Here is a 22064-nt window from a genome sequence, read left to right as displayed (position 1 = left end):
GCTTATTCATCCTCTCCGAGATAAACCGAGCGCACGGTCTCGTCCGCCCTGACCTGCTCCGGCGTGCCCTGCGCGATGACGCTGCCGTTACTCATGACGACGATCTGTTCGGACAGCGACATGATCACGTCCATGTTGTGTTCGATCAGCAGGACGGTGCGGCCGGCCGACACGCTCTGGATCAGGCGTGTGGCGGCCTCGATTTCGTGGTGGCCGATGCCGGCGAGCGGCTCGTCGAGCAGCAGGATGCGCGGCCCCGGCAACAAGGTCAGGCCAAGTTCCAGCGCGCGCTGCAAGCCGTACGACATGGCGCCGGCGATATCATGCCGATGCGCCGTCAGGCCGGTCATTTCCAGCATCGCATCGATATCCCCGGCCAGCTTGCGGTCGTAACGGGACGAAATCCAGAACGGCATGAAACGCGAATGCTTGATCTGCGCGGCGATGCGCAGGTTTTCCAGCACCGTCATGTCAGGGAAGATCTTGGTGATCTGAAAGCTGCGGCCGATGCCGTGCCGCGCGCGCTGATGCGGCGCCAGCGCCGAAATATCCTCGCCATGGCACAGCACCTTGCCCTGGTGCTGCAACAGGCGGCCGGCCAGCACATTGAGCAGCGTGGTCTTGCCGGCGCCGTTGGGGCCGATCAGGCCGTACACCCGGCCCGCCTCGAACTCATAGTTGACGTTGTCGATCGCCTTGAGCGCGCCGAAGCTGACACTCACGTTAGCGCATTGCAATGCGATACTGCTCATGATTTTCCTCCGCGACGGCGCATCCGGCCTGCGAATGCCTGGAGTTCTCCCAATACCCCTTTCGGGAAATAGAGAGTAGCCACGATGAAGATGATGCCGAGGATGCCGTACCAGTACGGCGTCCAGCCGCTCAGCCATTCCTTCAGGATCTCGAAGATCATGACGCCGGCCACCGGCCCCCACAAGGTGCCGGCGCCGCCCAGCAGCGTCATGATGATGACGTCGCCGGAAGTGCTCCAGTGCAGCATCTGCGGATTCACGTACATCAGCAGCGAGGCCAGCAAGGCGCCGGCTAGGCCGCTGATGGCGCCGGACACGAGAAAGGTGATCTGCTTGATGCGATGCACGTCGTAACCCAGGTGCTGGGTACGGATTTCATTTTGCTGGATGCTCCGGATGACGCGGCCGAACGGCGAGCTGCGCACGATGGCGATGGCCACCATCACCAGCACGAAAATCGCCGCCACGTACCAGTAGAAGTTGAACGAGCTGAAAAAGTCGATGCCGTGGAATTCCGGGCGGGCCACGCCGGGCAAGCCGTCGGCGCCGCCGGTCCATTCGCGCAGCTTGCTGTCGGCGAGGATGTACAGCAATTGCGTCAAAGCGAGCGTTACCAGCGCAAAAAATATGCCGGAAACACGCAGGGCAAAAAAGCTGAATATCCAGGCGCAGACAGCCGCCGTCGCAATTGCCGCCAGCAGGCCGACCTCGAATGGCAATCCGAATCTTTGCGTGATGATCGCCAGCGCATAGCCGCCGATGCCGAGAAAACTGGCGTGACCGAACGACACCATGCCCAGGGAGCCGAATACGAAATCGAAGCCGACCGCGAAAATCGACCAGATCATCACCAGCGTCGCGAGATTCAGATAGAAGTCATCCTGCGTCAGGAATGGCAGCGCGAAAACCACCGGCGCCATCAACAGGCCGATTACTACGTCGAAGCGTGACAGATTCATGCGGACCTCACGGGACGGGAAAACAGGCCTTGTGGGCGCGTCAACAATGTCGCGATCAGCATCGCAAACGTCAGCACATCGACCCAGCTCGGCATGAAGGTGTAGCCGATCGCCCGCACCATGCCGATCAGGATCGCTGCCGCGACCACGCCGCGGATATTGCCCAGCCCTCCCAGGATGACGACGATGAAGCAGTCGATGATGGTGTTGGTGCCCATGCCCAGTTCGATCGGGAACAGCGGAGCCGCAATGGCGCCTGCCAGGCCGGCCAGACCGGCGCCGAAACCGAATACCGCGGTGCGTATGGTGGATGCCGGCAGGCCGAGCGTCTGCACCATTTCGCTGTCGCTGCTGGCCGCGCGCACCAGCATGCCGAAGGTGCTGCGTTCGAGCGCGGCGAACAGCCCGATCGCAGCGGCGGCGCCGAAGCCGATGACAAACAGCCGGTAGATTGGAATCGTGCTGCCGAACAGCTCGACCGAGCCGGACAGCAGTGCCGGCATGGGCGCTTCCTTGTAGCCCAGACCCCAGAAGAACTTGACCGCTTCGGTCAGCACCAGGATGAAGCCGAAGGTCAGGACCAGCTGGTAGAAATGCGGACGGTTGTATAGCGGACGCAATGTGAATCGTTCCATCGCGATGCCGGCCAGCCCAGCCACTACCGTCGAGGCAGCGACGCCAAGCGCAAACGAGCCGGTACGATGCGCGATATCGAAGGATAGATAGGCGCCCAGCATATATAAGGCCCCATGGGCGAAGTTGATGACGCCAAGCATGCCGAAGATAAGCGTCAGCCCGGATGCCAGCAGAAACAGCAGCATGCCAAGGCTAAGCCCGATGACGATCGTGGACATAATTGATCCCTGAGGTTACTGAAGGGCGTGCGACGCCACCCGGCCAGGATGGCTGGCCAGAAAGGCGCGGCTGGCGGCATGGCGCCACCCGCACCCGGCGCACGGATTACTGGGGATTACTGCTTGCAGTCCTCGAAAATTTCCTTCGGCTGATATACCTTGGTAATTTTCATGACGTAGGCGGGGTGCGGCGGCTTGCCGTTGACGACCTCGCCCCACAAGCCGACCTGGCGGGCCTGGTGGTCGCACGCACTCATTTCCTTGCGGCCTTCCAGGGAGTTGTCGCGCACGCTGCTGGCAAATGCCTCGACCCATTTTTCACGATCCCAGGTGCCGGTCTTTTCCACCACGTCCAGCCACCAGGACATGCCGTCGAATGCTTCACCGGCAGCGCTCGATGGGAACTCGTTGTATTTCTGGCGGTAGGCGTCGACAAATTTCTTGTTCGCCGGATTATCAACCGTGAAGTGATAACGCACGCCGGAATTGACCCCGACCGAGGCCGCTCCCACGCCTGCCGCCATGGTTTCATCGGCGATCACCGGACCGAAAATCTTGCGGGTCTTGTCGAGACCGACCTGGCCAGCCTGCTTCACCATCGTGATCGAATCCGAACCGGTCATGAACAAGGCGACGCCATCCGCATTGGAACGGGCAATCTTGTCGGCGATCGACGAGAAGTCACGGTTGCCGAGCGGCGGAAAGTCGGCGCCGACGATTTCGATACCGGCTTTTTCCGCTTCCTTGCGATACCACTCCCAGCTGTCGCGGGTCGCCTGGTAATCCGCCGTCACGCCATACACGCGCTTGATTTTCTGTTCCTTGCTGTAGGCAAGCGCCATGCGCTGCTCCATGCCCAGCGTGTTTGAAGTACGGAAGGTGTAACGCGACCCGCCCGGCAAGGTAATCTTGTCATCCGCCGACATCGTCACCAGGTGCGGGATCTTGCGCTGCTTCGTGATATTCATGATCGCGATGGTCGACGCCGAGCTGACCGCGCCGAAAATCATTTGCGCACCGTCCGCAATCAGGCGGGTGGTTTTCTGCACCGCCGGCTGCGGCTTGGTTTCGTCGTCCTCCCAGGTCACCTGGATCGGCTTGCCCAGCACCTTGCCGCCGCGCTGCTCAATGGCCAACTCCACGCCTTTGCGCATGTCGTCGCCGAACACGCCGTAGGTGCCGGATAGGGACACCACGCCGCCGATCTTGAAGGCGTCCGGATCAGCGCCGAACGCACTGCCGGAAAAAGTCAACGCAGCCGCCAGTCCTGCCCCTGCCGCCAGACGATAACCCGATGCTTGAATACGGAATTTCATGTTGTCTCCTGAATTTTGCAAACCGATTAGGAATCGCAAGTCACTATTTTGTGATGTTTTACTATAATCCTCTGATATATCAGATATATCAATCTGAAATATAAGTGACATTATCGTGAAATGCAAATGACATTTCTCAGCTTGGAAGAATTGCTGCAGTGCGAACCTTCTGAATAACGAAAGAATGCGTGACCCAAACATGGAGCCGGCCGGCTGCGAGATAGACAGAAGAGGAGATAATTCGCGACGGTGCTGAAGCTCAGGCTTTCAGTCACCGCTGAAAAGAGGGCTGAAAAATGGATTTCAGCCAATTGAATTTTTGCGGCGCAGCATCAGGCATTGCGCGCGTGCTGGCATCCGCCTCAAGGCTATTGATGCCGCGCCAACGCCCAGGTCACGTGTTCGCGCACCATTTCCGAAGGATGATCGGCGCGCGCCTTGAGGGCAGCCACCATTCCCGGGCGGGCGCCCTGCCCTGCGGCCGCATTACCCAGTGCCACCGCGATATTGCGCAACCAGCTTTCATGGCCGATGCGGCGGATCGGGCTGCCTTCCAGGCGCCGATTGAATTCCTCTTCGCTCCACGCAAACAGGTCGATCAAGGAAGCGGCATCCAGTCCATTGCGGACTTCGAAATCCGGCACCACCGCGCGCTGCGCAAACTTGTTCCAGGGGCAGACCAGCTGGCAATCGTCGCAGCCATAGATACGATTGCCGATCAGCGGGCGCAAGTCTTCGGGAATGCTGCCTTTTAATTCGATCGTCAGGTAAGAGATGCAGCGCCGCGCATCCAGCCGGTATGGCCCGACGATGGCTTGCGTCGGGCAGGCATCGATGCAGGCATGGCAAGTCCCGCAATGCGGCGCCATCGGCGCATCCACCGGCAAGGGCAAATCGGTATAGATCTCGCCGAGGAAAAACATCGACCCGGCTTGCCGATTCAGCAAGAGCGTATGCTTGCCGCGCCAGCCCAGGCCACTCTTGTCCGCCAATGCCACTTCCAGCACCGGCGCCGAATCGGTAAAGACGCGATAGCCGAATGGCCCCGCTTTCTCGGCAATCCGTTCGGCCAGCTTTTGCAGCCGGTTGCGCAATACCTTGTGATAATCCCGTCCACGCGCATACACTGACACCACGGCCGCGCCCGGGTCGCCATGGCGCCGGCGTTCATTGGCGCGCCAGTCAGGCGATGCATCCTGGGGCAGATAATCGATACGCGCCGAAATCACCCTGACCGTACCCGGCACCAGTTCGGCAGGCCGCGCCCGCTTCATGCCATGGCTTGCCATATAATGCATTTCACCATGCATGCCGGCGTCCAGCCAGGCTTGCAGGCCGGTTTCTTCGGCGGTCAGATCGATGGCGGCAATGCGCACATCGGCCAGGCCGAGTTCGCGCCCCCAGGCGGGAATGGCCTCAGCCAGCGCTTGCATATCTTGAGGCGTAGTCATCTGACGGGATAATTGAAAAAGAAAATGGGCAGCGATGTGGACGCTGCGCTGTCATCGGGACGTTGAGCAATGCATCATTTTAAAACCATTCTGCATGATGAGGCCGGCACTGCCGCACTGGGCGAATCGCTGGCGCTGGCGCTGGCGCCCGGCTTGACGATTTATCTGCATGGCGACCTGGGTGCCGGCAAAACCACGCTGACACGCGCCCTGCTGCATGCCGCCGGTCATGCCGGCCATGTCAAAAGTCCAACTTATACCCTGGCCGAGCCCTACACGGTTCGGCTCAACGGCAAGCCTGTCGAAGTCATCCATTTCGACCTGTACCGCCTGGGCAGCCCTGAAGAATTCCTCGACGCCGGTTTCCGCGAGTATTTCAATACTGCTACGGTTTGCCTGGTGGAGTGGCCGGAAAAGGCCGCAGGCGTGTTGCCTCCCCCCGACATTGAAGTGTTTCTTGGCATCATCGACGACGGACGTGATGTAGAATTGCAAGCATTGTCCGAGCAGGGTAAAGCATGCCTCGAAAGACTCCATTTCGCACCAAATCTGTAGAAAATCACGCTGCGTCGCCCGTTTCGCATAAGCGCCGCACCTTCCTTGGTGCCGGTGCGACTCTCCTGTTATCTGTGCTCACGCCGTTGCCGGTGCAGGCGGCGCGCATCGTTGCCGTACGCGTCTGGCCGGCCGAAGACTACACCCGCGTCACCCTGGAAAACGATAGCAACCTGAAGGTCAGCCATTTTCTCGTCAAGGACCCGGAACGGCTGGTGGTGGATATCGATGGCATCGAACTCAACCCGACGCTGAAGGAACTGGTCGCCAAGATCCAGCCGAACGACCCTTACATCAAGCAGGTGCGCGTCGGCCAGAACCGGCCCAATGTCGTGCGCCTGGTGTTCGATCTGAAGGAAGCGATCAACCCGCAAGTGTTTACGCTGGAGCCGGTGGCTGGCTACCAGCATCGCCTGGTGTTCGATCTCTATCCGGTCAATCCGCCCGATCCGATCGCCGCGCTGATTGCCAAGAGCCAGACGAAAGAGGGAGTACCAGACGGCAAGCCCCTGCCGCTCGAAACCAAGCCCGAAGCCAAACCGGCCGAGACCAAGACCGCCAAAACCGAGCCAGCCGAACCGGCGCCGCAACTGACGCGCATGATCACCATCGCGCTCGACCCTGGCCACGGCGGCGAAGATCCGGGCGCGATCGGCCGTGGCGGCAGCCGCGAAAAGGATGTCGTATTGGCCATTGCCAAGCGCTTGAAAGCCAAGATCGAGGAACAGCCGAACATGCGCGCCATGATGACGCGCGACGCCGACTTTTTCGTGCCGCTGCACGTGCGCGTGCAAAAGGCGCGCAAGGTCCAGTCCGACCTGTTCGTCTCGATTCACGCCGATGCCTGGGTCGAGCCGACCGCGCGCGGCGCCTCGGTCTTCACGCTGTCGGAAAAAGGCGCCTCATCGACGGCGGCGCGCTGGCTGGCCAACAAGGAAAACGCCGCCGACCTGATTGGCGGCGTCAATATCAAGACGCATGACAAGCAGCTCGCCAGCGTGCTGCTGGATTTGTCCACGACGGCGCAGATCAACGATAGCTTAAAGCTGGGCAAGGCCGTGCTGCGCGAAATCGGCGGCATCAACCGCCTGCACAAGGCCAATGTCGAGCAAGCAGGATTCGCCGTGCTCAAGGCGCCGGATATTCCCAGCATCCTGATCGAAACCGCTTTCATTTCGAATCCGGAAGAAGAAGCCAAACTGACTGATGAAAACTACCAAGAACAAATGGCCAATGCCATCCTGACCGGCATCCGTAAATACTTTGCCAAGAATCCGCCGCTGGCGAAAAACCGCATGACATAACGGGCCTTGTCCATGAAACAAGGAACACAAGAGGAGAACCAATGAAGATTGCAAATACACGAGTCGGCACCCGTCTGGGCGTCGGCTTTGCCTTAGTGATGGTGCTGCTGGCGGGAGTAACCGCGCTGGGCATCATGAACATGTCGCAGGTCCAGCAGCGTCTCGACAAGGTATTAACCAGCAATAACGTGCAAAGCCGGCTGGCCGCCACCATGCGCAACGCGGTGATGGACCGCATGATCGGCTTGCGCAATGTCGCCCTGGTGCAGGATGCCACCGAACTGGAACAGGAACTGGACCGCATCCGCAGCCAGAATCAGCAATACCTCAGCGCCGAAGAACAACTCGAGCAGATGCTGACATCAAGCGAGGCCGACGCGGAAACCAAGGCCGTGCTGGAAAAGGTCAAGGCTGCGGCAAACGCCGCCAAGCCGCTGATGGCCAAGGCCATGGAACTCGGTCAGGCGCGTCAGCAGGCTGAAGCCACGCGCGTCTTGATGGAGGAAGTACGCCCGGTACAAGAGCAATGGTTGGCGGGTCTGGACGAACTGGTCAGGACCGTCGACAAGCAGAGCATCCTCTATGGCTTCGACTCCAGCGCGAATTTTGAAAGCGCGCGCAACTTGATGCTGACCCTCGGCGGCATTGCCATGCTGCTGGGTGTGGCGGCCGCTTTCGTGATCACCCGCAGCCTGCTGCGCCAGCTTGGCGGCGAGCCTGCCGTGGCAGTGGAAATCGCCGAACGCATTGCCCATGGCGACCTGAACGTGGAAATCAAGCTCAAGTCCGGCGATGATTCCAGCATGTTGCATGCGCTGCGCGCCATGCGCGACAGCCTGGCGAAACTGGTGTCCCAGGTGCGCGCCGGCACCGATGCCATCGCCAGCGCCTCCAATGAAATCGCTGCGGGCAACATGGACTTGTCCTCGCGCACCGAGGCGCAAGCCAGCTCGCTGGAACAAACCGCCTCTTCCGTGGAAGAGCTCACCTCTACCGTCAAGCAGAATGCCGACAATGCCCGCCAGGCCAATACCCTTGCGCAATCGGCGTCCGAAGTCGCCAGCCAGGGTGGCGTGGTGGTTTCGGAAGTAGTCGAAACGATGGGGTCGATCAACGATTCCTCGAAGAAGATCGTCGATATCATTTCCGTCATCGATGGCATCGCCTTCCAGACCAACATCCTGGCGCTGAATGCCGCCGTCGAAGCGGCACGCGCCGGCGAACAGGGACGCGGGTTCGCCGTCGTCGCCGCCGAAGTGCGTTCGCTGGCACAGCGTTCGGCCGCCGCCGCCAAGGAAATCAAGGAATTGATCGGCAACTCGGTGGAGCGAGTGGAAGCCGGCACCAAGCTGGTGGACCAGGCCGGCGTGACCATGCAGGAAATCGTCACCAGCATCCGCCGCGTCACCGATATCATCGGTGAAATCACCGCCGCCAGCACGGAACAAACCGCCGGCATCGAGCAAATCAACCTGGCGATTTCCCAGATGGACAACGCCACCCAGCAGAATGCCGCGCTAGTGGAAGAAGCCGCCGCCGCAGCGCAGAGCATGCAATCGCAAGCCGGCAAGCTGGCACAACTGGTCGGCGTATTCAAGGTCAACAGCGCTACGGTTGCACGTACCCTGCCCGCGCAAAAAGCCGGTGCATCCAAAGCTGCAGCGCCGAAATCCGCCGCGCCGGCAGTCTCGGCCCCGGCTGTCCCTGCCTTGTCCAAGCCGGCAGCAGCGCCATCGCCTGTTGCCACTGCCCGCGCAAGCACACCGGCGCGCGCACCTGAACCGTTGCGCAAGGCCGCGCCTCCGCGCAACGGCGACGATGACTGGGAAGAGTTTTAACGCTCCGTCCCGTAGCCGCCGCTTTTCGCCAAGCGGCGGCCAGCCTTCCGCCTTTCCTCTTCCAGCTCTCCCCTGCCGCAGCGCCTTTCAAAAGGCGGTATCAGCAGCCAAGCCTGCTTCCTCGCATCCAGCTTGAATCCAACGGCGCAACGTCAACCTTGCGCTGCCGGGAGAATGACTGCTTCAGCCGTCCGTTGCTGCGTCCTATACGCCTCTGCAATTTCGTTGTTGCATTGCAACTTATTTAACATTAGTTTTCCTTGCGTCTTCGAGTTGCACTGAGGAAATTTCAACTTAACCAATATACTTCTCTCTCTGACAGGAGCCGTACCTGGCATAACAAAAATAACTTTTAAAGAGATAACAATGGAGAAGCTTTTCTCGTTAAGCATTGCAAAAAAGCTGTACCTGATTTTCGCCTGGGCGACACTCAGCATCGGGATCCTGACCAGCTACGCTCTTTTATCTGAAAAAGATATGTTGCTGGATGAGCGCAAGACCAGCGTCCAGCGTGCCGTGGAATCCGCGCACGGGGTGCTCCAGTACTATCACGAACAGGCAAGCAAGGGGGCCATGCCGGAAGAGGAAGCCAAACGCCAGGCGATCGCCCAGATCAAGCGCTTGCGTTACAGCGGCACTGAGTATTTCTGGATTAACGACATGCACCCGCGCATGGTCATGCATCCGATCAAGCCCGAACTGGACGGCAAGGACCTCAGCGACAACAAGGACCCCAATGGCAAGCGCCTGTTCGTTGAGTTCGTCGAGACCGTCAAGGCCAAGGGCAGCGGCTTTGTCATGTACGAGTGGCCCAAGCCCGGACAGTCGGCACCGGTGCCGAAAGCTTCCTATGTCAGCGGCTTTGCGCCGTGGGGATGGGTAATCGGCTCGGGCGTCTATATCGATACCGTGACCGCTGCCTTCTGGGAACGCCTGGTCAGGTTTGCACTGGTCGCGCTGGCGCTGTGCGGCGTGCTGATTTTTGTCTGCAGCAGGATCGCGCGCAGCATCACGCGGCCTTTGCACCAGGCGCTGAATGTAGCGAAAACCGTCGCGGCAGGCGACCTTACGAGCAGCATCCGGGTCAAGGGCAGCGATGAAACCGCCCAGTTGCTGCACGCGCTGGCGCATATGAACGATAGCCTGTCGCGCATCGTCGCCGGCGTGCGCACCGGCACCGACGCCATCGCCAGCGCTTCCAACCAGATCGCTTCCGGCAACATGGATCTGTCTTCGCGCACGGAAGCGCAAGCCAGCTCACTCGCAGAGACAACCTCATCGCTTGAGCAACTGACTTCGACCGTCAAGCAGAATGCCGACAATGCGCGTCAGGCCAATGGCCTCGCCACGGCCGCTTCGGAAGTCGCCATGAAAGGCGGCACGGTGGTTGCCGAGGTGGTCGAAACGATGGGGTCGATCAACGGTTCCTCGAAAAAGATCGTCGATATCATTTCCGTCATCGATGGCATCGCCTTCCAGACCAATATCCTGGCGCTGAATGCCGCCGTGGAAGCCGCGCGCGCTGGCGAACAGGGACGCGGCTTTGCCGTCGTCGCGACCGAAGTCAGAACGCTGGCGCAGCGCTCGGCGGCGGCGGCCAGGGAAATCAAGGAGTTGATCGGCGACTCGGTGGAAAAAGTCGAAGCCGGCACCAAGCTGGTGGATCAGGCAGGCGTGACCATGCAGGAAATCGTCACCAGCATCCGGCGCGTCACCGACATCATGGGAGAAATCAGCGCGGCGAGCCAGGAGCAGACTACGGGCATCGAGCAAATCAACCAGGCCATCACAAAAATGGACGAGGCCACTCAACAAAATTCCGCGCTTGTCGAGCAATCCGCGGCAGCCGCCCAAAGCATGCAGCATCAGGCAGCCAACCTGGCTTCGGCGGTCAGCGTATTCAAGCTCTCCACGCAAGCGCCGCGTCACGCCAGTCTTGCTATTGCTCCAGCCTCAAAGCAAGTCATCGCACCCCCTGCGACCGCCGTCAGCAAGCCGGGCGGCCGACCTACAGCCAAGCCGACACAACGCGCGGAGCCTGCGCTCTCGACCAGGCCTGCTGTCGCCGCCAGCTCAGCCGCGCGCGGCGACGATTGGGAAGAGTTTTAAGCCAGGTCGAAAATGCAAAGGCGCATTGATCCGCAAGGACAATGCGCCTTTTTCATGCCCGCCGCGCAGTGAATGCACAGGAGCGAAGCCTTACGGACGCGCGGAACGCTTGGAATTCAGCCAGCCGATGATACCGGGCAGCAGCGACAGCACGATCAACCCCATCAGCACAGCGGTGAGATTTGCCTTCACCCACGGCACGTTGCCAAGCAGGTAGCCGGCCACCGTCAGCGACACGACCCAGAGAATGGCGCCCGTGACGTTATACAGCGCAAAGCGGGCATAGTGCATCTGCCCGATGCCCGCCACAAATGGCGCCAGCGTGCGGACGATCGGAACGAAGCGCGCGATGATGATGGTCTTGCCGCCATGCCGCTCGAAAAACTCATGGGTGATGCGCAAATGCTCGGGATTCGGCCAGCGGTAGCGCTTGCCGGCAAGCGTCTTGCGATGAAACCAGGCTCCCGTGGCGAAATTCACCGTGTCGCCGGCAATCGCCGCGATGATCAGCAAGACGATAATCAGCGGCAGGCTCAGGCCGCCGGCCGCTGCCAGCGCGCCGATGACGAACAACAGCGAGTCGCCCGGCAAAAACGGCATGACCACCAGGCCAGTCTCGACAAAAATAATGAGAAACAGTATGGCGTAGATCCACGGACCATAATTCTGCAACAGCTCCAGCAGGTGCATATCGACGTGCAGAATCAAGCTGACAAGTTGTTCGATCATCCTGAATAATCTTCAAGTTAATCCATCGCAATCGCACTCGTGATGCCGGCGGGATGGAAAGGAATGGGAGGAGGCAATATCAGAGAAGAAACGGATAATACCTTAGCTTTCTCCAAATTGCGCATTTTGGCAGCCATGGTCTGATTCACTTCATATCTGCCAGCTTGCGACCAGGCTTGCGTTGCCAATGCGATGGCATTTCGTCAACCGCCAATCGGCGCACATCAGATACATCCTCGCTGTAAATACGCTGCGGTGAAGGGGCGCTGCAACTGCCCGCCAGTTATAATCGAGGCATGAACGCGCCCCACTTGCCCTCACGTCCAATCCAGGCCCTGCCCGACCAGTTGATATCCCAGATCGCCGCCGGCGAGGTGGTCGAACGTCCGGCTGCGGTGGTCAAGGAATTGCTGGAAAATGCCCTCGATGCCGGCTCCACCCAGATCACGGTGCGCCTGGAGCAAGGCGGCGTCAAGCGTATCGCCATCACCGACAATGGCCGAGGCATCCCTGCCGAACAATTGCCCCTGGCGCTGGCGCGCCATGCCACCTCCAAGATCGCCTCGCTGGCTGATCTCGAAAATGTCGGCACCCTGGGGTTCCGCGGCGAAGCGCTGGCGTCGATCGCCTCGGTGGCGCAGTTGACCCTCACGTCGCGCACCGCCGACGCGCCGCATGCCTGGCAAATCGACGGCGCCACCCTGCAAGTGACGCCAGCGTCCGGCGCCACCGGCACCACGGTCGATGTGCAAGACTTGTATTTCAACACGCCGGCGCGGCGCAAGTTCCTCAAATCCGAGCAAACCGAATTCGGCCATTGCGCCGAGGTCGTGCGCCGCATCGCGCTGTCGCGCCCCGACGTGGCGTTCTCTTTATCGCACAATGGCAAGACGGTAGACCATTGGAATGTCAGCGACCCGGCCCGCCGCAGCGCCCAGGTGTTGGGCGAAGAATTCGCGCAAGCGCGCCTGATGCTGGAAGAGATAGCCGGCACCGTGCGGCTGTCCGGCTTTGTCGGCTTGCCGACCGCGTCCAAGGCGCGCGCCGATTCCCAGTATTTTTATGTCAATGGCCGCTTCGTGCGCGACAAGCTGCTCACGCATGCCGTGCGCGCGGCGTATCAGGACGTGCTGCATGGCGACCGTTACCCGTCTTATGCGCTTTCCCTCGAAGTGGACCCGTCGCAGGTGGACGTCAATGTCCACCCCGCCAAGATCGAGGTGCGCTTTCGCGACAGCCGCGCCATCCACCAGTTCGTCTTCCATGCCGTGACCCGCGCGCTGGCGCAAACCTCCGCCACCGCGCATGGCAGCGCACCGGCGCCGCAGCCTGCATCGTCCGCGCCGTTACCCTGGATTCGCGAACAGCAGCAAACATCCTTCCATGCGCAATTCGCCGCCCAGCCTGCCGGCGGATTTGGCGTCGCGCAGAACACGGCGCAGTATGGCGCGCTGTTTGCGGGAGGCGGTAACGACGTATCCAGCACGACAGCTGAGCGCGCCGGGTTTGGCACTGCCGCCGGATATGCCTCGCCTGCCGCGATGGCGCCCTCACTGCCGGCGTCGGCATACACCGGCAATGCGGCCGACAGCGACATGCCGCTGGGTTATGCACTGGCGCAGTTGCACGGCATTTACATACTCGCCCAAAACGCCAAGGGCCTGGTACTGGTGGATATGCATGCCGCGCATGAGCGCATCCTGTACGAACAATTCAAGATGGCGCTGGACGAGGATGCCTTGCAGGTGCAGCCTCTTCTAATCCCGGTGACGTTCCACGCCGATGCCGTCGAAGTCGGCACTGCCGAAGAAAACCGCGACACGCTGCAGGCGCTCGGTTTCGACATTGCCGCGCTGTCGCCCACCACTCTGGCGGTGCGCTCGGTGCCGGCATTGCTGAAAAGCGCCGATGTGCAAACGCTGGCGCGCGACGTCTTGCGCGACGTGCGGGAATTCGGCGGCTCCCGCGTGCTGGTCGAGCGCCGCAATGAAATGCTCGGCACGCTGGCTTGTCACACCGCCGTGCGCGCCAATCGCGCGCTGACGCTGCCGGAAATGAATGCCTTGCTGCGCCAGATGGAGCAAACCGAGCGCGCCGACCAGTGCAACCATGGCCGGCCAACCTGGGTGCAACTGGCGCTATCCGATCTCGACAAGCTGTTCTTGCGCGGGCAATAAGCCATCGACATTTCGAATCCTCTGTTACCGATGTCTGCCATACCCTCTTCCACCAAGCCGCTCGCGGTGGCGCTGATGGGCCCGACTGCCTCGGGCAAGACTGCCGCCGCGCTCGAACTGGCGCGCCGGGTGCCGGCTGAAATCATCTCGGTCGACTCCGCCCTGGTGTACCGCGAGATGGATATCGGCACAGCCAAGCCCACGCTGCAAGAGCGCGCCGGCGTGCCACATCACCTGATCGATATTCTCGACGCTAGCGAATCGTATTCGGCCATGCAGTTTCGCCAGGATGCCTTGCGACTTGTCGACGACATCCAGTCACGCGGCAAGCTGCCGCTCCTGGTCGGCGGCACGATGCTTTACTTCAAAGCCTTGCAGGATGGCCTGGATGAATTGCCGCAAGCCGATCCGGCATTGCGCGCGCAGCTGGACCGGGAAGCGGCGGAATTGGGCGTGCCAGCCCTGCATGCACGTCTCGCCACGCTCGACCCGGAAACGGCGGCCCGGCTCAAGCCCAACGATGCCCAACGCATCCAGCGCGCGCTCGAAATCATGATGCTGACCGGTCAGCCCATGTCGGCCTTATTGGCCAAAGCGCCGAAGACGGAACTGCCATTCCGCCTTTTGCCGCTCGCGCTGGAGCCATCGGATCGCAGCGTCCTGCACGACCGCATCGCAGCCCGTTTCGACGCCATGCTGAATGCGCCCGAAGGTCTGCTGGCGGAAGTGCAAAAGCTGCGCGCGCGCGGCGATTTGCATCTCGGCCTGCCATCCATGCGCTGCGTCGGCTATCGCCAGGCTTGGGAATATCTGGATGGGGCTTATGACTTTGCCACCATGCGCGAAAAAGGAATTGCCGCCACCCGGCAACTGGCGAAACGCCAACTGACCTGGCTGCGCTCAATGCCCGAGCGCATCGTCGTAGATTGCCTCGATCCGCATGCGACACAACAGGTGTGGCTGCATGTCCAAGCAGCCTTGGCGCAGTGAACTACCCGAGGCCCGGTTTATCTGTTTATTAATTTTCCTGCTTTAGAAAAAACCAGCGGCTGGATTTTGCGTTCTTAGGCTTGACAATTGCGCGCCGGAACCGCATACTAGAAGGCTTCTTGGTGATATAGCTCAGTTGGTTAGAGCACAGCACTCATAATGCTGGGGTCGGTGGTTCAAGTCCACCTATCACCACCAGAACACAAAGCCGTTGATTCAATCGAGTCAACGGCTTTTTCGTTTGGCGCCTGCCCTTTCACATGTCGCCGGCGGCATCAAGCCCTCGCTCTAGCTTCCATTCCTTTTCCCGGCCGGAACCTGCTCGGCTGACTGCACATCGCGCAAGAGCCCCTTCAGCGCTTCAAAACTGACCGGCTTGGTCAAGTGATAATCGAATCCCGCTTCCCTGGTGCGATCCCGGTCTTCCTTCGCGCCCCAGCCGGTGATTGCCGCCAGCCGCGTTGAGCGCAATTGCGGCGCCTGGCGAATTGCCATGGCCAGCTTGTAGCCATCCATGACGGGCATGCCGATATCCAGCAATGCCATGTCAGGCAAGAATGTTTTGGCCAGCTCCAGGGCCGACATGCCATCATTGGCGATCCTGACCATGTGGCCTTGAATTTCCAGCATTTCCTTCAATAGGTCTGCTGCATCCTGGTTGTCATCGGCAATCAGGATGCGCATGGGTCGCTGCTCTACCGGCATGGCATTGTCATCCACCTTCGCCGCAGTCGACGGCTCCGCTTCGGCCGGCGCAATGGGAAGCCGGATAGTGAACGTCGCACCTTGTCCCGGCCCCGCGCTAAAGGCGTGCACCGTGCCGCTGTGCTTTTCGATCAGGCGTTTTACCAGGGATAGTCCAATGCCCAGGCCGCCTTGCGCGTGGCTGCTGTCATGGCCGACTTGCGTGAAGATGTCGAAAATGTGCGGCAGCGAATCCGCAGGTATGCCGATGCCGTTATCGGCGACGACAATCACCACTTCGTCACTCTTGCGCCGGACGGACAAGTCGATCTTGCCATTATCCGGCGTATATTTGCGGGCATTGGTCAGCACGTTGCCGATCACTTGCGCCAGCCGGTTGGCGTCGGCAATCAGCCAGATCGGCTCATCGGGAATATGAACGCTGAAGTCCTGGTTTTTTGCCTGGATGCCGGGCAGCGTCGTTTCCACGGCGCTCAGCACGATATCCTTCAGCAACACACGGGCCTTCTTGGGTTCGATCTTGCCTGTGCTGATGCGCGCCACATCCAGCAAGTCATCGACCAGGTGCACCAGATGATCCAGCTGGCGATCCATCATTTCCCGAATTCTTACCGTCGACGCCGGATTGTCCGCGCTGACCCGCATCAGGTCGAGCCCGGTACGGATAGGCGCCAGCGGGTTGCGCAATTCATGCGCCAGGGTGGCGAGAAATTCGCTTTGGCGTTGATTTGCCTTCGACAAATCAGCGGCAAGCTGGCGCAGTTCTTCCTCGGCCTGCTTGCGCTCCGTGACATCGCTACCCTCGGCAAAAATACCGGTGACGACACCGCGCGCATCGCGAATCGGCTGATAGACGAAATCGAGAAAGCGCTTCTCCAGCGGGCCATTGGGTTCGCGCTGCAGTTCGACCGGCATGGCATGCCCGACATAAGTCTGGCCTGTCGTATAGACATGGTCGAGCAAGGCGATGAAACCTTGCTCGACCACTTCGGGCAGCGCCTCGCGTGCCGGCTTGCCAAGGATGTCGCGATGTCCGACCAGCTGGGAATAAGCCTGATTGGTGAGGTCGAACACATAATTCTTGCCGCGCAGGATAGCCATGAAGCCCGGCGCCTGCTCAAACAGCGTCCGAAAACGCTCATTCTCTTCGTTGCGGTAGGCTTCGGCAAGCACCTGTTCCGTAGTTTCCACGCACGCGCAATACATGCCGGCGATCGTGCCGTTGTCATCACGCACCGGCGAATACGAAAAGGTGAACCAGACCGGCTCGTCATAGCCGTGACGATGCATCGTCAGCGGCAGGTTCTCGTGGTAGACGGCTTCGCCTGCCAGGGCCTTATCAATCAAGGGGAGAAGGTCTTGCCAGATTTCCGACCAGATTTCCTGAAAGCGCCGGCCTAACGCCCAGGGATGCTTGGCGCCGAGAATCTCGACATAAGCATCGTTATATAAAAAGCACAGTTCCTTTCCCCATGCGAGAAACATAGGAAATCTACTGTTCAGCATTAACCCCACAACGGTTCGCAATGATTGCGGCCAGTTTTCCGGAAGCCCCAGAGATGAAGCGGACCAATCATAAGCGCGCATGAGCGCCCCGACTTCACCGCCCCCATCCAGAAATGCAGGCATATCAGCATTCGTCATGCTATTCACTTTCGCTCGATGTCTTTCGGCAAAATAGACGATAAAAATACCCTACTTACTGCACGCAATAGAATTCCGTTAGACACAAATTAAGGATAAACAAACAATTCAGCATTGATTAAAGCCCTTATCGCCGCTGGCAATTGCGCGAATGCGCCCTACCGGATCCCGGCATTCACTATCGGCGTCGGCGCTGAAGCAGCATTCGGGTTATTAAATTCATATCGAACAGCGCTCCCGACGAATCCCGGAAGGTCATTAATGGTACACTTCAATCCATTTCCTGATGCCTTTTACCGTCACAAACGATTGATTTCTTAAGGATTTTGCTTGTGACCAAAAAGCGCCAGGCGGGCACGCCGCCCGGTCGTTCACTGCCATGGAGTTTGACATGAGGATTCAACGATTTCTCGCCGCTGTTGCCCTGATGCTGCTGGCCGTATCTGCGTTCGCATTCGAAAGACCCTTTCCGCAGATTGCCAAGCGTGGCACGTTTACCATGGGCAGCTCCCCGGAAATCACCCTCAATGGCAAGCCGCGCCGCATGTCGGCCGGCGGACGTATTTTCAATGAAAACAACCTGGTCCAGATGCCGGTTTCCGTGACAGGAAACGATCTGGTGGTGAACTACACCGAGGATTACGAAGGCAATGTCGATCGCATCTGGATTCTGACCGCCCGTGAAGCGGCGCAATCGCCTGCGGAACAACGCATCAATCCAGCCAACCCGCCTCAACAAGTGACGATCCAGATCGATCCGGTCCGGTAACACACGCAACACGGTACTACACCGATTAACTGATTCATGCAAAAGAAAGTATTCATCAAAACCTTCGGCTGCCAGATGAACGAGTACGACTCGGACAAGATGGTAGATGTGCTCAATGCCTCTGAAGGTCTGGTCAAGACCGATACGCCGGACGATGCCGACGTCATTCTCTTCAACACTTGCTCGGTGCGCGAAAAGGCGCAGGAAAAAGTCTTTTCCGACCTGGGCCGCGTGCGCGAACTCAAGCTCAAGAATCCGAACCTCGTCATCGGTGTGGGCGGCTGCGTCGCTTCGCAGGAAGGCGAAGCCATCATCAAGCGTGCGCCTTACGTCGACGTGGTGTTCGGCCCGCAAACGCTGCACCGTCTGCCGGACCTGCTGGCGCAGCGCCGCAGCAGCGGCCGCTCGCAAGTGGATATCAGCTTCCCCGAAATCGAGAAGTTCGACCACCTGCCGCCGGCACGCGTGGAAGGCGCGACCGCTTTCGTCTCGATCATGGAAGGCTGCAGCAAGTATTGCAGCTATTGCGTCGTTCCCTACACCCGCGGCGAAGAAGTCTCGCGCCGCTTCGACGACGTGCTGACCGAGGTCGCCGGACTGGCAGCGCAAGGCGTCAAGGAAATCACCCTGCTGGGGCAGAACGTCAATGCCTTCCGTGGCGAGATGAGCGATGGCGACACCGCCGACTTTGCGCTCTTGATTGAATACATCGCCGAAATCGATGGCATCGAGCGCATCCGCTACGTTACCAGCCATCCTAAGGAATTCACCCAGCGCCTGATCGAGACGTACGCGAAAGTGCCGAAGTTGGTGAACCACCTGTACCTGCCGGCGCAGCATGGCTCGGACCGCATCCTCATGGCGATGAAGCGCGGCTATACCTCGCTGGAATACAAGTCGATCATCCGCCGACTGAAGGAAGTGCGCCCGAATATCGCGATATCTTCTGACTTTATCGTAGGCTTCCCCGGCGAAACCGAGGCAGACTTTGAAGCTATGATGAAACTGATTGACGATATCGGTTACGACAATAGCTACAGTTTTATTTTCAGCCCCCGTCCCGGCACGCCGGCGGCCAACCTGCCGGACGATACGCCGCACGAAGTCAAGCTGGAACGCTTGCAACGACTGCAGAAAGTCATTGCCGACAATACCCGGCGCTTCAGCGATGCTCTGGTTAACACGACCCAGCGCATCCTGGTCGAAGGGCCGTCGCGCAAGAATCCGGGCGAGCTGCAGGGACGTACCGAATGCAATCGCGTAGTGAACTTCGATGGTGGACCGCAGGCAGCGCGCCTGGTGGGCCAGATGCTGGATGTAACCATCACCCAGAGCAACCCCTATTCCCTGCGCGGCGCGCTGGTGCTGCAGGGTTGAGGTGACCGTGAAAGCCAAAACTCCCGTAGAACCTCTGCATTTCACTCCCCAACCGCTCGACAACCGGCGCCTGGCCAACCTGTGCGGCCCGATGGACGAGAACCTGCGGCAAATAGCCGCTGCCCTCGACGCGACGGTATTCCGGCGCGGCGAGAAATTCATCGTCAGCGGCAAGGATGCCGCTTCGGCGGTCGAGATTCTCGAACGCTTCTATGAAGTCGCGGACAAGCCGATTTCCGTGGATGACGTGCAGCTGGCGCTGGTGGAACAGCGTGCCGGCAAGACCACCACTTCGCGCAAGTCGTCCAAGCCGGCGCAAGAGCCGGAAGCCAGTGATGCCGGCGAAGGCACAGGCGCGGGCGAGGAACCGACTCCCAGCGAACCGCTGGTGCTGAAAACCCGCCGCCATGATTTGCGCGGCCGCACGCCGCACCAAAACCAGTACCTGAAAGCCATTCTCGAGCATGACGTCACGTTCGGTATCGGCCCGGCCGGTACCGGCAAGACCTATCTCGCCGTGGCCTGTGCCGTTGATGCGCTCGAGCGCGACGCCGTACAGCGCATCGTGCTGACGCGTCCGGCAGTCGAAGCCGGCGAGCGGCTTGGCTTCTTGCCGGGCGACCTGGCGCAGAAGGTCGACCCTTACCTGCGTCCGCTGTATGACGCCCTGTACGACCTGATGGGCTTCGACCGCACGCAAAAGATGTTCGAGAAACAGGCCATCGAAATCGCGCCGCTGGCTTACATGCGCGGCCGCACCCTGAACCATGCCTTCGTGATCCTGGATGAAGCGCAGAATACGACGCCGGAACAGATGAAAATGTTTTTGACGCGTATCGGCTTCGGCAGCAAGGCCGTGATTACCGGCGACGTCACTCAGGTCGACCTGCAGCGCGGCCAGAAGAGCGGCCTGGTGGATGCCATCCAGGTGCTGAAAAAGGTGCGCGGCATCGCCTTCACCCACTTCACCAGCGCCGACGTGGTGCGTCATCCGCTGGTGGCGCGCATCGTCGATGCGTATGAAGCCGCCAATAAGCCGGTAAAAGGCAAGAATGAGTAAGACTGCAGAAAAACCCGAGCTGTCACTATCGGTCCAGTATCCTGACCCGCGCTTGCGTGAAACGATTACGCGCGCAAAATTGCGGCGCTGGGCACAGGCTGCGCTGCTGGCGTCAGCCGAACTGACCGTACGCTTTGTGGATGCCGAAGAAGGCCGTGTGCTCAATCGCGACTACCGCCACAAGGATTACGCTACCAACGTATTGACCTTTCCCTATACCGAATCGGAAGAGGACATCACGCGCGCGGATATCGTCCTCTGCACCGATGTGCTGGAAAAGGAAGCGGCCGAGCAAGGCAAGACGCTGGAAGAACATGCGGCGCATCTGGTAGTGCATGGCGTGCTGCATGCGCAAGGATATGACCACGAGGACGATGAGGAAGCGACAGAAATGGAGCAATTGGAAATCGATATCCTCACAGCATTGGGCTTTCCCAATCCTTATGAGCCAACTTAGGCTGCCTTGCCTGCAGGATGGCAAGCCCGAAACATGTCGGCTTGCCAACTTGCGGCTCCCGGCAGGATTTAGTGTATTCTATTGACCTCTGAAACAACGGCTACCCGCCATATGCAAGAACACCCTAGTAGCGTCAGTTCGTTCGACGCCAGCGCCAAGCCCCACCGGCCGCCGCACCGCACCCTATTTGAACGACTGACCGCCCTGATTTCTCCCGAGCCCGACAACCGGTCGGAATTGCTCGACATTCTCCACGACGCCCACGAGCGCAATCTGATCGACGCCGACGCCCTGTCGATGATCGAAGGCGTTTTCCAGGTATCCGACCTTTCCGCCCGCGACATCATGGTGCCGCGTCCGCAGATGGACGTTATCGATATTTCCACGCCCATCGAGGAATGGATGCCGCTGGTGCTGAAAACCGGCCATTCGCGCTTTCCGGTGGTGGACGGCGATCGCGACAAGGTGATCGGCACCCTGCTGGCGAAAGACTTGCTGCGCTATTACGCCGATGAGTCCTTCGACGTGCGCAACAAGGTGCGTCCGGCAGTGTTCATCCCGGAATCCAAGCGCCTGAACGTGTTGCTGCGCGATTTTCGCGCCAACCGCAATCACATGGCGATCGTGGTCGATGAATACGGCGCGGTCGCCGGCCTCATCACCATCGAAGACGTGCTGGAACAGATCGTCGGCGATATCGAGGATGAATTCGATATCGACAAGGAAGAGGACAATATCCTGCGCGTGCGCGACGGCCTGCACGGTCCGCGCTGGCGCGTCAATGCCATCACCGACATCGACGAGTTCAATGAAACGCTCGGCACCGACCTGACCGAAGATGCGGTCGATACCGTCGGCGGCCTGGTGGTGACCCACCTGGGCCGCGTGCCGCGCAAGGGCGACCGGTTCGATATCGGGCAGTTGCACTTCCAGGTCTTGCGCGCCGATGCCCGCCGCGTGGACATGCTGCTGGTCGAAAAACTGCCGACATCACCGGCTCCTGCCGAAGACTGAGGCT

At 59.9% G+C, this 22064-nt stretch carries 18 protein-coding genes and 1 tRNA gene; 12 read left to right on the top strand and 7 right to left on the bottom strand.

What is annotated here, in order from left to right:
* Positions 1 to 2: 2 nt before the first annotated feature.
* The 5 genes from EDC30_RS03580 to queG form a co-directional block, all read right to left on the bottom strand.
* Complete coding sequence (locus tag EDC30_RS03580; protein ID WP_132257390.1) at positions 3 to 752, bottom strand: ABC transporter ATP-binding protein; 750 nt, start codon at positions 750 to 752, stop codon at positions 3 to 5.
* A complete protein-coding gene (locus tag EDC30_RS03575) occupies positions 749 to 1711 on the bottom strand; it encodes a branched-chain amino acid ABC transporter permease (RefSeq protein ID WP_132257388.1) in 963 nt (320 codons plus the stop codon). Before EDC30_RS03575 ends, EDC30_RS03580 begins: the two co-directional genes overlap by 4 nt.
* Positions 1708 to 2565, bottom strand: coding sequence for a branched-chain amino acid ABC transporter permease (locus EDC30_RS03570; protein WP_132257387.1), 858 nt, complete (start codon positions 2563 to 2565; stop codon positions 1708 to 1710). Before EDC30_RS03570 ends, EDC30_RS03575 begins: the two co-directional genes overlap by 4 nt.
* Before the next feature lie 116 nt (positions 2566 to 2681).
* Complete coding sequence (locus tag EDC30_RS03565; protein ID WP_132257385.1) at positions 2682 to 3881, bottom strand: ABC transporter substrate-binding protein; 1200 nt, start codon at positions 3879 to 3881, stop codon at positions 2682 to 2684.
* Between the two features lie 368 nt (positions 3882 to 4249).
* Positions 4250 to 5332: a tRNA epoxyqueuosine(34) reductase QueG gene (queG, locus tag EDC30_RS03560; protein ID WP_132257383.1), complete on the bottom strand. Its 1083-nt coding sequence runs from the start codon at positions 5330 to 5332 to the stop codon at positions 4250 to 4252.
* 69 nt (positions 5333 to 5401) lie between these two features.
* Between queG and tsaE the strand changes: the two genes are divergently transcribed.
* From tsaE to EDC30_RS03540, 4 genes are all read left to right on the top strand, one after another.
* Positions 5402 to 5887 carry a tRNA (adenosine(37)-N6)-threonylcarbamoyltransferase complex ATPase subunit type 1 TsaE gene (gene tsaE / locus EDC30_RS03555; RefSeq protein WP_132257382.1) on the top strand — a complete coding sequence of 162 codons (486 nt, stop codon included), beginning with the start codon at positions 5402 to 5404 and terminating at the stop codon, positions 5885 to 5887.
* Entirely contained in the window at positions 5851 to 7191 is a 1341-nt protein-coding gene (locus EDC30_RS03550) for an N-acetylmuramoyl-L-alanine amidase (protein ID WP_132257380.1), read from the top strand. Before tsaE ends, EDC30_RS03550 begins: the two co-directional genes overlap by 37 nt.
* A 41-nt stretch (positions 7192 to 7232) precedes the next feature.
* On the top strand, positions 7233 to 9029 hold the full coding sequence (locus EDC30_RS03545) for a methyl-accepting chemotaxis protein (RefSeq protein ID WP_132257378.1): 1797 nt from the start codon (positions 7233 to 7235) through the stop codon (positions 9027 to 9029).
* Positions 9030 to 9395: 366 nt separating this feature from the next.
* Positions 9396 to 11138, top strand: coding sequence for a methyl-accepting chemotaxis protein (locus tag EDC30_RS03540; RefSeq protein ID WP_132257377.1), 1743 nt, complete (start codon positions 9396 to 9398; stop codon positions 11136 to 11138).
* A 90-nt stretch (positions 11139 to 11228) separates the two neighbouring features.
* On the opposite strand, the gene EDC30_RS03535 is transcribed toward EDC30_RS03540, so the two are convergent.
* Positions 11229 to 11867: a DedA family protein gene (locus EDC30_RS03535; RefSeq protein ID WP_132257375.1), complete on the bottom strand. Its 639-nt coding sequence runs from the start codon at positions 11865 to 11867 to the stop codon at positions 11229 to 11231.
* Between the two features lie 296 nt (positions 11868 to 12163).
* Here EDC30_RS03535 and mutL point away from each other — a divergent pair, with 296 nt between their 5' ends.
* From mutL to EDC30_RS03520, 3 genes are all read left to right on the top strand, one after another.
* Complete coding sequence (gene mutL / locus EDC30_RS03530) at positions 12164 to 14044, top strand: DNA mismatch repair endonuclease MutL (RefSeq protein ID WP_132257373.1); 1881 nt, start codon at positions 12164 to 12166, stop codon at positions 14042 to 14044.
* A gap of 30 nt (positions 14045 to 14074) precedes the next feature.
* Positions 14075 to 15034: a tRNA (adenosine(37)-N6)-dimethylallyltransferase MiaA gene (gene miaA, locus EDC30_RS03525; protein ID WP_132257372.1), complete on the top strand. Its 960-nt coding sequence runs from the start codon at positions 14075 to 14077 to the stop codon at positions 15032 to 15034.
* A gap of 121 nt (positions 15035 to 15155) precedes the next feature.
* Positions 15156 to 15232, top strand: a tRNA-Met gene (locus tag EDC30_RS03520).
* A gap of 90 nt (positions 15233 to 15322) precedes the next feature.
* Here EDC30_RS03520 and EDC30_RS03515 read toward each other — a convergent pair.
* Positions 15323 to 17224 carry a hybrid sensor histidine kinase/response regulator gene (locus tag EDC30_RS03515; protein ID WP_165973715.1) on the bottom strand — a complete coding sequence of 634 codons (1902 nt, stop codon included), beginning with the start codon at positions 17222 to 17224 and terminating at the stop codon, positions 15323 to 15325.
* 550 nt (positions 17225 to 17774) lie between these two features.
* Here EDC30_RS03515 and EDC30_RS03510 point away from each other — a divergent pair.
* From EDC30_RS03510 to EDC30_RS03490, 5 genes are all read left to right on the top strand, one after another.
* Positions 17775 to 18152, top strand: coding sequence for a hypothetical protein (locus tag EDC30_RS03510; protein WP_132257368.1), 378 nt, complete (start codon positions 17775 to 17777; stop codon positions 18150 to 18152).
* 36 nt (positions 18153 to 18188) lie between these two features.
* Positions 18189 to 19529 carry a tRNA (N6-isopentenyl adenosine(37)-C2)-methylthiotransferase MiaB gene (gene miaB / locus EDC30_RS03505; protein WP_132257366.1) on the top strand — a complete coding sequence of 447 codons (1341 nt, stop codon included), beginning with the start codon at positions 18189 to 18191 and terminating at the stop codon, positions 19527 to 19529.
* A 7-nt stretch (positions 19530 to 19536) separates the two neighbouring features.
* Positions 19537 to 20589 (top strand): PhoH family protein, encoded by a 1053-nt coding sequence (locus tag EDC30_RS03500; RefSeq protein ID WP_132257364.1) that lies wholly within the window; start codon positions 19537 to 19539, stop codon positions 20587 to 20589.
* Positions 20582 to 21046 carry an rRNA maturation RNase YbeY gene (ybeY, locus tag EDC30_RS03495; protein WP_132257362.1) on the top strand — a complete coding sequence of 155 codons (465 nt, stop codon included), beginning with the start codon at positions 20582 to 20584 and terminating at the stop codon, positions 21044 to 21046. Before EDC30_RS03500 ends, ybeY begins: the two co-directional genes overlap by 8 nt.
* 111 nt (positions 21047 to 21157) lie before the next feature.
* Positions 21158 to 22060: an HlyC/CorC family transporter gene (locus EDC30_RS03490; RefSeq protein ID WP_132257361.1), complete on the top strand. Its 903-nt coding sequence runs from the start codon at positions 21158 to 21160 to the stop codon at positions 22058 to 22060.
* The last annotated feature ends 4 nt before the right edge of the window (positions 22061 to 22064 follow it).

The organism is Paucimonas lemoignei (assembly GCF_004342585.1).
In the GTDB taxonomy this organism is placed as follows: Bacteria; Pseudomonadota; Gammaproteobacteria; order Burkholderiales; family Burkholderiaceae_D; genus Paucimonas; species Paucimonas lemoignei.
The sequence above is the reverse complement of the archived record's forward strand: the minus strand, read 5'-3'. Positions and strand labels throughout refer to the sequence as shown.